Source organism: Methylobacterium sp. CCH5-D2 (assembly GCF_001556475.1).
Taxonomy (GTDB): Bacteria; Pseudomonadota; Alphaproteobacteria; order Rhizobiales; family Beijerinckiaceae; genus Methylobacterium; species Methylobacterium hispanicum.
Map to the genome: position 1 here is coordinate 1 of NZ_LSIX01000272.1, position 9,159 is coordinate 9,159.

At 71.1% G+C, this 9,159-nt stretch carries 8 protein-coding genes; 7 read left to right on the plus strand and 1 reads right to left on the minus strand.

The features are described 5' to 3' along the window. The first annotated feature begins 368 nt into the window (after positions 1–368). The 7 genes from AX737_RS07450 (at position 369) to AX737_RS33025 (ending at position 7,903) form a co-directional block, all read left to right on the plus strand. A complete protein-coding gene (locus AX737_RS07450) occupies positions 369–746 on the plus strand; it encodes a succinate dehydrogenase (protein WP_066920267.1) in 378 nt (125 codons plus the stop codon). A gap of 32 nt (positions 747–778) precedes the next feature. Beyond that, positions 779–1,651, plus strand: coding sequence for a fumarate hydratase (locus AX737_RS07455; protein WP_066920269.1), 873 nt, complete (start codon positions 779–781; stop codon positions 1,649–1,651). Between the two features lie 91 nt (positions 1,652–1,742). After that, positions 1,743–2,522, plus strand: coding sequence for a fumarate hydratase C-terminal domain-containing protein (locus AX737_RS07460; RefSeq protein ID WP_348626801.1), 780 nt, complete (start codon positions 1,743–1,745; stop codon positions 2,520–2,522). Beyond that, positions 2,519–4,252: an FAD-binding protein gene (locus AX737_RS07465; protein WP_066920273.1), complete on the plus strand. Its 1,734-nt coding sequence runs from the start codon at positions 2,519–2,521 to the stop codon at positions 4,250–4,252. Before AX737_RS07460 ends, AX737_RS07465 begins: the two co-directional genes overlap by 4 nt. An 11-nt stretch (positions 4,253–4,263) precedes the next feature. Beyond that, a complete protein-coding gene (locus AX737_RS07470) occupies positions 4,264–5,886 on the plus strand; it encodes a thiamine pyrophosphate-binding protein (protein WP_066920275.1) in 1,623 nt (540 codons plus the stop codon). A 45-nt stretch (positions 5,887–5,931) separates the two neighbouring features. After that, positions 5,932–6,936: an ABC transporter substrate-binding protein gene (locus AX737_RS07475; protein WP_082772937.1), complete on the plus strand. Its 1,005-nt coding sequence runs from the start codon at positions 5,932–5,934 to the stop codon at positions 6,934–6,936. Positions 6,937–7,630: 694 nt separating this feature from the next. Beyond that, positions 7,631–7,903 (plus strand): hypothetical protein, encoded by a 273-nt coding sequence (locus AX737_RS33025; protein WP_156453575.1) that lies wholly within the window; start codon positions 7,631–7,633, stop codon positions 7,901–7,903. 52 nt (positions 7,904–7,955) lie between these two features. Here AX737_RS33025 and AX737_RS07480 read toward each other — a convergent pair whose 3' ends face one another. Further along, on the minus strand, positions 7,956–8,699 hold the full coding sequence (locus tag AX737_RS07480) for a sulfite exporter TauE/SafE family protein (RefSeq protein ID WP_066920279.1): 744 nt from the start codon (positions 8,697–8,699) through the stop codon (positions 7,956–7,958). Between the last annotated feature and the right edge of the window lie 460 nt (positions 8,700–9,159).

Sequence of the window (9,159 nt, forward strand, 5' to 3'; positions counted from 1 at the left end):
CTCTCCCATAGGGAGAGGTCTGCTTTCGCAGAAAGCCGGGTGAGGGGTATGACGTGGCCTATGAGGGCTCGCCCCGAACGCGCGTCGATGGCGTGCTCGGGTCTGCAACGTCATACCCCTCACCCCAACCCTCTCCCTATGGGAGAGGGGGCGCGGTGCAGTTCCGGCCCGAGCCTTGAGCGCGCGTTCACGCACGGCGAGCGAAGGCTGCGCCCCCGATCCTCCGCCAGCCGCGTGCCGGTTCGGAACCCGTCTCCCCGCCCGAAGTCGGGCCTGCCCGACTTCGGTTCCCCAGTGCCAATCTCGGGCAGGCCCGAGATTGGTCGGGGAGAGGGATGTGGTTCGTGTCCCGAGAGGGGAGACCTCGCATGAGATCCGCCGCACGGTCCGCCATCGGCCCCGGCATCACCCACGCCCCCCACCGCCGCCCGGGCTTTGCCGCCGCGCTGATCCACCGGCTCTCCGGCATCGCGCTGGCGCTCTTCCTGCCGATGCACTTCATCGCGCTCGGCACCGCGCTCCAGGGGGCCGACCGGCTCGAGAGCTTCCTCGGGCTGACCCACAACGGCTTCGTGCGGGTGGCCGAGTGGGGTCTCGTCTGCGCGCTCGCCGTCCACATGGCGCTGGGCCTGCGCGTGCTCGCCATCGAGTGGCTGAGCTACCGCGAGCGCACGGCCGTCGTCGTCTCGGCCTGCCTCGCCGCCGCCTTCGCGGTCGGCCTCCTGTTCCTGCTCAGCGGGGCCTGACGCCCCCTCCCCTCGCCTCTCGGAGAACCGCCATGGATCTCGACATCCGCGAATTCGAGGAGGTCTGCCGCGACCTCTACGTCCGGGCCCTGAAGATCCTGCCGCCCGACATCAAAGCGGGCTTCTCGGACCTGCAGAAGGCCGAGACCAGCGCGACCGGGCGCGCCATCCTCGACACGATGGTGGAGAACGTCGCGGTCGCGGAGCGCACGAAGAACATCCTCTGCCAGGATACCGGCATCCCGATCTACAACATCCGCATCGGCCGGGACGTGACGTTCGACGGCGCCGAGCTGAAGGCGGCGATCCGGCGCGGCTGCGAGCGGGCCACCAAGGAATTCTCCCTGCGCTCCTCGGTGGTCCACCCGATCACCCGCAAGAACGAGCAGACTTCCTGCGGCATCCGCGTGCCGATCATCCACGTCGATTTCGACGAGGCCCCCGAGACCGTCGCGGTCGAGATGATCCCGAAGGGCTCGGGCTCGGAGAACGGCTCCTTCCTGCAGATGCTGCTGCCCTCCGACGGGATCGGGGCGGCCAAGCGCTTCGTGATCGACCGGGTGATCGAGCTCGGCGGCCGGGTCTGCCCGCCGACCATCGTGGGCGTGGGGCTGGGCGGCACCTCGGACCTCTGCATGCATCTGGCCAAGGTCGCCGCCACGCGCCCCCTGCGCACGGTCTGCGCCGACCCGGAGGGAGCGCGGATCGAGGCGGAACTGTCGCGCGCGGTCAACGAACTCGGCGTCGGCCCGCAGGGGCTGGGCGGGCGCTCGACCAGCTTCGCGGTGCACGTGGAACTCGCCGCCACCCACATCACCCAGAACCCGGTTGCCGTGAACATCCAGTGCCACTCGGCCCGCCGCGCCCGCGCGACGATCACGCCGGGGGGCATCGCGTTCGATTGAGGCGATGCGGGCCATCACCCGAACGCTCCGAGAACGCGCCCCCATTCCCGGACGCCTGGAACGCAGTGGAAGGTGATCCGGGATCCAGAGAATGGAGTGCCGCGAAGCGGCTCGATCTCGAGCAACCTCGCAGCATTCGGACGCTTCGCGACATCCTGTGCTGGGTCCCGGATCACCTTCCACTGCGTTCCAGGCGTCCGGGAATGGGCGGTCGCGAGATCCGAAACGTCCATCCAGATCCGCTTCCAGGGAGACCCCCGTGGCCCACCACGTCCTCGACATGCCGGCCAATGAGGCCGAGATCCGGGCCCTTCGGATCGGCGACACCGTGACCCTGCGGCGCTGGCTGTTCGGCATCCGCGACGCCACCCTGATCCACATGTTCGACCGGGACCGGCGCACCCGGCTCGACCTCGCCGGCCACGCGGTGATCCACACCGCGCCCAACGTCCACCGGGTCGCCCCCTCTCCCGAGGCGCCGGTCGGCTACGCGCCCTTCTGCATCGGCACCACCACCTCCATGCGCATGGAGCGCTTCACCGAGGCGCTGATGGAGCGGGAAGGCGTGCGCCTGATCGTCGGCAAGGGCGGCATGGGCCCGGCGACGCTGAAGGCCTTTGCCGAGCGGGGCGGCGCCTACCTCGCCATCGTCGGGGGCGCGGCGGCTTTGGAGACCACCTGGATCGAGCGGATCGAGGACGTCGACATGGACGACCTCCACCCCGAGAGCCTGTGGCGCTTCGCGATCCGCGATTTCGGGCCGCTGCTCGTCGGCATGGATTCGCACGGCGGCTCGCTCTTCGCCGAGGTGCAGCGGGACGTGGCCGCCCGCCGCGACGCGGTGATGGCCAGCCTGGAGGACGCCCGATGAACCCGGCCCAGGTCCAGCAGGTCGCGACCGACATCCTGATCCTCGGCTCCGGCGGGGCCGGCCTGTTCGCGGCGCTCCACGCCAAGAAGACGGCGCCCGACCTCGACGTCACGGTCGCCGTGAAGGGGCTGCTCGGCAAGTGCGGCTGCACCCGCATGGTCCAGGGCGGCTACAACGTGGCGCTGGCGCCGGGCGACTCGACCGAGCGGCACTTCATGGACACGGTCGAGGGCGGCAAGTGGCTGAACGACCAGGCGCTCGCCTGGACGCTCGTCACAGAGGCGCAGGTGCGCATCCGCGAGCTCGAGACCGAGCTCGGCTGCTTCTTCGACCGCAACCCGGACGGCAGCGTCCACCAGAAGGCGTTTGCCGGCCAGACCTTCGACCGCACGGTGCACAAGGGCGACCTCACCGGCATCGAGATCATCAACCGGCTCTCCGAGCAGGTCTGGCGCCGCGACGTGAACCGCCTGGAGGACCACCGGGCGCTGGAGCTGATCCCGGCCCGCGACGGCTCGGGGCTCGCCGGCGTGCTGATGCTCGACATGCGCACCGGCGAGCCGAAGCTGGTGCGCGCCAAGGCGGTGCTGCTCGCCACCGGCGGCGGGCCGACCATGTACAAGTACCACACGCCGTCCGGCGACAAGTCCTGCGACGGGCTCGCCATGGCGCTTCGCGCCGGGCTTCCCTTGCGCGACATGGAGATGGTGCAGTTCCATCCCACCGGCCTGCTCGCGGGTGCCGGCACCCGCATGACCGGCACGGTGCTGGAGGAGGGCCTGCGCGGGGCCGGCGGCTGGCTCCTCGATTCCACGGGCGAGCGCTTCATGGAAGCCTACGACCCACGGGCCGAGCGGGCGACGCGCGACATCGTCAGCCGCTCGATCATCCGGCGCATCCGGGACGGCTACGCCACACCGAACGGCGGCGTCCACATCCAGATGAGCCATCTCGGGCCCGAGGACGTGCGCCGCCGGTTCAAGGGCATGGTCGAGCGCTGCGCCGATTGCGGCTTCGACCTCGCGGGCGGCCGCGTCGAGGTGATCCCGACCGCCCACTACATGATGGGCGGGATCCAGTTCGCGGTGGACTGCACCACGGCGCTGCCGCGCCTCTACGCGGCGGGCGAGGACACGGGCGGCGTCCACGGGGCGAACCGCCTCGGCGGCAACGGGGTGGCGAACTCCACCGTCTTCGGCGGGCTCGCCGGCCAGTCGATGGCCCGCGCGGTCTCGCGCGGGGGCTCGCTCGCCGATCCGGATCCGGCCGCGATGGAGGCCGGGCTCGCCCGCGCCTACGGGCCGCTCGGCCGGCCGGCGGACGACCTCCCGGCCATCCGCGAGGCGCTCTACGAGACGATGTGGAACGATGTCGGCATCCTCCGGGACGCGGCCGGCCTCACCCGCGCGCTCGGCGCCCTCGACGGCCTCAGCCAGGCGGTCGCCCGCGCGGGCGCGCCGGACGGCGACCGCCGCTACGCGCTGACCTGGATGGACCGGCTGAACCTCGAGAATCTCGTGCTGGTCTCGCAAGGGATCGCGCGGGCCGCCCTCGCCCGCACCGACAGCCGCGGCGCTCATTTCCGCGAGGACCACCCCGAGACCTCGGATCTCGCCACCTCCGCCTACACGGTGGTGCGGCGCCAGGACGAGGGCTTCGCGATCGCGATGGAGCCGGTCGCCTTCACCCACGTGCGGCCTGGCGGCTCGCTCCTCGACGCGGCGGCCTGAGGGAGGAACCGATGGAGACCTTGCGCGGCGCCGACATCGTCGCCCGGACCCTGGAGGCGCTCGGCGTCACCCGGATCTTCACGCTGTCGGGCAACCACATCATGCCGGTCTTCGACGCGCTCCTGGACACCGGCATCGCGGTGGTCCACGTGCGCCACGAGGCGGCCTGCGTTCACATGGCGGACGCCTGGGGCCGGCTCACCGGCGAGGTCGGCGTCGCGCTCGTCACCGGCGGGCAGGGCCACACCAACGGCGCGGCCGCGCTCTTCACGGCGCTCGCCGCGGAATCGCCCGTGCTGCTGCTCTCGGGCCACGCGGGCGTCGGGGAGATCGGGCGCGGCGCCTTCCAGGAGATGGAGCAGGCCGCGATCGCCCGACCGACCACGAAGGCGTCGTGGACCGCGACCTCGACCGCCGGCCTCGGGGCCGACCTCGCCCGGGCCTTCCGGATCGCCCGCGAGGGCCGGCCGGGCCCGGTCCATCTCAGCCTGCCGGTCGATCTGCTCGAACGGGCGATCCCGGCCGCCACGGTGCGGATCCCCGGCCCGGAGGCCGCCGCCGCCCGTCCGGCCGAGCCCGCGCCGGACCTCGTCGGCGACCTCCTCGGGGCGATCGCGCGGGCGGAACGGCCCCTCCTCCTCTGCGGCCCGGCGCTCTGCGACGCGTCCGGCCGCGAGGCGATGGCGGCGCTCGAGGAGCGGCTCGGCCTGCCCGTCCTCGGCATGGAGAGCCCGCGCGGGGTCAACGACCCGGCCCTCGGCGCCTTCGCGGAGGTCCTGGCGCGGGCCGACCTGCTCGTGCTGCTCGCCAAGCCCCTCGACTTCACCCTGCGCTTCGGCGACGCCCCGGCCGTCGCGCCCGATTGCCGTTTCGCGATCGTCGATCCGGATTCCGTGCTGCTCGCCCGCGCCCCGGCCGCGCGGCTCGCGGTCTCCGGGATCGCCGAACCGCGCCCCACCCTCGCTGCGCTCGCCGGGCGCGCGACCGCCCTGCCCCGCCACGCCGCCTGGTACCGGGAGGCGCGCGCGGCGATCGCCCACCGTCCGCCCGCCTGGGCGGATCTGCAGGGCAACGGGCGCCTGCACCCGGTCGAGCTCTGCCGGGCGGTCGACGGCTTCCTCGCCGGCCACCCCGAGGCCACGCTGATCTGCGACGGCGGCGAGATCGGCCAGTGGCCGCAGGCCCTGGTGCGGTCCGGCCGGCGCCTGATCAACGGCGTGTCGGGCACGATCGGCGCCGCGATCCCCTTCGCGCTCGCCGCCGCCCTGCAGCGTCCCGGCGCGCCTGTGGTGGCGGTGATGGGCGACGGCACCTTCGGCTTCCACATGGCCGAGTTCGACACGGCCGTGCGCCACGGCATCCCGTTCGTCGCGGTGGTCGGCAACGACGCCCGCTGGAACGCCGAGCACCAGATCCAGCTGCGCAGCTACGGGCCGGAGCGGACGCGCCACTGCGACCTCCTCCCCACCCGCTACGACGCGGTGGTCCAGGCGCTCGGCGGCTTCGGCGCGCTGGTGACGGAGGCGGCCGCGCTGCCGGCCGCGCTCGAGGCGGCCCATGCGAGCGGCCTGCCCGCCTGCGTCAACGTGATGATCGAGAGCGTGCCGGCCCCCGCCATCCGGCGCCCGGGCTGAGGACGGACGGCGCCGCGCCCGCGGCGCGCCTTGGGGAGGGTGACGATGCGCAGACGCGATGTCCTGGCGGGTGCAGCCTGTGTGCTGGGGGCGGGCCTCGGCCCGGCCCGCGCGGAGGTCGGCGCGGTGGCGATCGCCCGCCAGCCGAGCCTCGGCCACCTGCCCCTGATGCTGATGGAGGAGCAGGGCCTGCTCCAGAAGGCGGCCGCCGCCCGCGGGGTGGCGGGGCTGGAGGCGCGCTACCTCACCCTCGCGGGCGGGGCCGCGATGAACGACGCGCTCCTCTCCGGGCAGATCCAGTTCGCAGCCGGCGGGGTGCCGCCCCTCGTCCTGCTCTGGTCGAAGACCGAGGGCAGCGCGATGGCGGTGAAGGGCGTGGCGGCGATGAACAGCATGCCGCTCCTGATGAACACCAACAATCCCCGGGTGCGCAGGCTCGCGGACTTCACCGACCGGGACAAGATCGCGCTGCCCGCCGTGAAGGTCTCGGTCCAGGCGATGTTCCTGCAGATGGCGGCCGAGAAGGAACTCGGCCCCGCGCGCCGCAACGACCTCGACCGGCTCACCGTGACCCTGTCGCATCCGGACGGGATGGCGGCGCTGCTGGCCGGCAACGAGATCACCGCGCATTTCACGGCGGCGCCGATCCAGGAGCTGGAGCTGCGCCGGCCCGGCATCCGCACGGTGCTCAACAGCTTCGACGTGCTGGGCGAACCCTCGACCTTCAACGTGGTCTGGGCCTCCTCGGCCTTCGCGTCGGCCAACCCGCAGGTCTGCGCGGCGTTCGGGGCGGCTCTCGACGAGGCGCTCGCCGCGATCGAGGCCGACAAGCCGGCGGCGGCGCGCGCCTACGTGCGGCTCGCGCGCGATTCCAGCGATGTCGGGCTGATCACCGAGATCCTGAACGACCCGCAGGTGCGCTTCACCGCCACGCCCCAGGCGATCGGCAAGGTCGCCGACTTCATGCACCGCACCGGCACGATCCGCCGCCGCCCGGAGAGCTGGAAGGACCTGTTCCTACCGAGCGTGCACGGGCGGGCGGGAAGCTGATAGCGCCTCGCGTCGAACCGATGGATCGCACGCGGCCTACCCGACCAACGGCCGTTCCGACCGAACGCGCGTCTCCGATGCTGCCCGTGGCGTCACGGCACCACAGCGCCGAGATGTGTGAACAGCCTACACCCGCGACCGGGGGTCGGCTTATACAGTCTAGCTTGCGCTTGCCGCTGTGGCATGATGCTCCAAATTGGAGCTTGGTTGAGGTGGGTGCCTCGGGCATGAGCCAGGCAGGGGCATCGCGCTTGCATCATGTGTCTGGGCGGCGATCAGAGGGCGGTGATATGGAGAGGCCAGAAGAGCCCGACCAAAAGCATCGCCCAACGCTTCGGCGTTCCGCCGGATGTCGTCAGAACGGTCATCCACAACGTCAAGGACCGCGAAGGCCTGAACGGAGCCGACAATATCATCATCTACGACAACGGAGACATAGAGGACGAGTTCGACAACTGGTTGGGCAATTTATGCGACGAGCCTGGAGTCCACTGTGGCCCTTAAAGCTTTTGCATCGCTGCGGTTCACCGGCGAGACTTTAGAGCCCTCGCTTGTCGGTGATATCCTACGCACCCGGCCAACCTTGTCTTACCACAAGGGCGAGCCGTTCCCCGTCGGGGAGTCTCGACGTGAGAGGATCGGACGCACGGGACTCTGGCTTCTCAACACGGAGGGCAGGGCGGATCCTCACGATTTGAGCAACCACATCGCACTTGTCGTGAGAACGATCTTTCTCGACGATGCGGGGCGGCCTGATCTACGCAAGGCACTCGATCTGCGCGGATTGGTCATCCGTCAGCAGATCGACATGCGGGTCTCACTTTTTTGGCACGGCACAAGCCTTGAGGAAGAGCCCGCGATCGGAGAAAATTTCCATACCCTGATCCGTCTCGTCGGCGGACGGGTCGAAACGGATTTCGATCGCGAAGAACCTGCATCTTCGGCGAACACATTGCAGATTGCCTGACGGGACAGACCGGCTGCAACGGTCACACTCGTCTCGGCGCGGTCAGGGCATCTCACCCCAGCAGCCCCGGCAGCGCGAGCGCGGTCGTGGTCAGCCCGATCGCCGCCAGCAGCGCCAGGACGATGGTGCGGAACCGGCGCTGGTCGATCCGGGCGAACAGCGAGAGGCCGGCCAGGACACTCACCAGCACCACCGGCAGGGCGAGCGCGAGGTCGCCGACGAGTTCGGGCGGCATCGGATCGAGCCAGAGCAGGATCGCGAGCGCCCAGACCTGCATCACCAGCGTGAAGCTCTGGTAGACCGCCCGCTGGGTGCGCGGCTCCCAGCCGCGCACGAGGCTCCAGGCGGTGGGCAGCGCGCCGGAGAGCCCGGCGATGCCGCCGAGCACGCCGCCGAGGAACCCGACGGCGCCGTCGCTCCAGGGATTGCCGAACGCCACCGTGTAGTCGGCCCGCAACAGGGCGACGGTGCCGCTGTAGAGGATCAGGAAGGCGCCGATCGCCACCTTGATCAGCTGCGGGTCGAGGTCGTGCAGCAGGTGGATGCCGATCGGCGCCCCCACGAGGCCAGGCAAGATCATCGCGAAGGCGGTGTTCCGCGGCGGCCAGGCCCGCAGGCGCAGGATCGAGATCATCTGGGAGACGGTGCTGCAGACCAGCACCAGGGCGGTCGCCTCCACGGGCGAGCGGATCGAGAGCAGCGTGCCCGACGCGATCAGCGCGAAGGCGAAGCCCGTCAGCCCCGAGATCAGGCCCGCGCAGCCGATGCACAGGACGAGGAGCAGCGTCTCGTTCACCGTGCGCGGCCCGCCGCGTCGATTGCCCGCCTCACCATCGCGTGCCCCCCAGGTGCCGCACCGCGCGGCGATCGTGTTTGGAATGTATCTTATATAAGACTTGGGTTGGTGCAAGATGAGGAGACGTCTGCGTGAGGCGGTCTCTCTTCCCGGCTACCCCAGACCCTCTGGGTCATGCACGAACCGCTCGTTCGCACCTCCGAACGGTCGGCTCCCGCGTCCTCCCTCCCCTCTGTGGAGGCGTGGACCGCGGTGCCCGAGTCGGGCCGCGCCCTGCATGACGCCCATCGCCTCAACCTTCACCGTCGCCCCTCACTCCGCGGAACTTCGTCCCGACCGATCCCCTTCGGGGGCCACCCTCCCCGCAAAGCAGGGCGATCGCGTCTGGCAAGCGCCGTGAGGTTTGCACGGGAGCCGCGACGCGCTCCCTCTCCCATAGGGAGAGGGTTGGGGTGAGGGG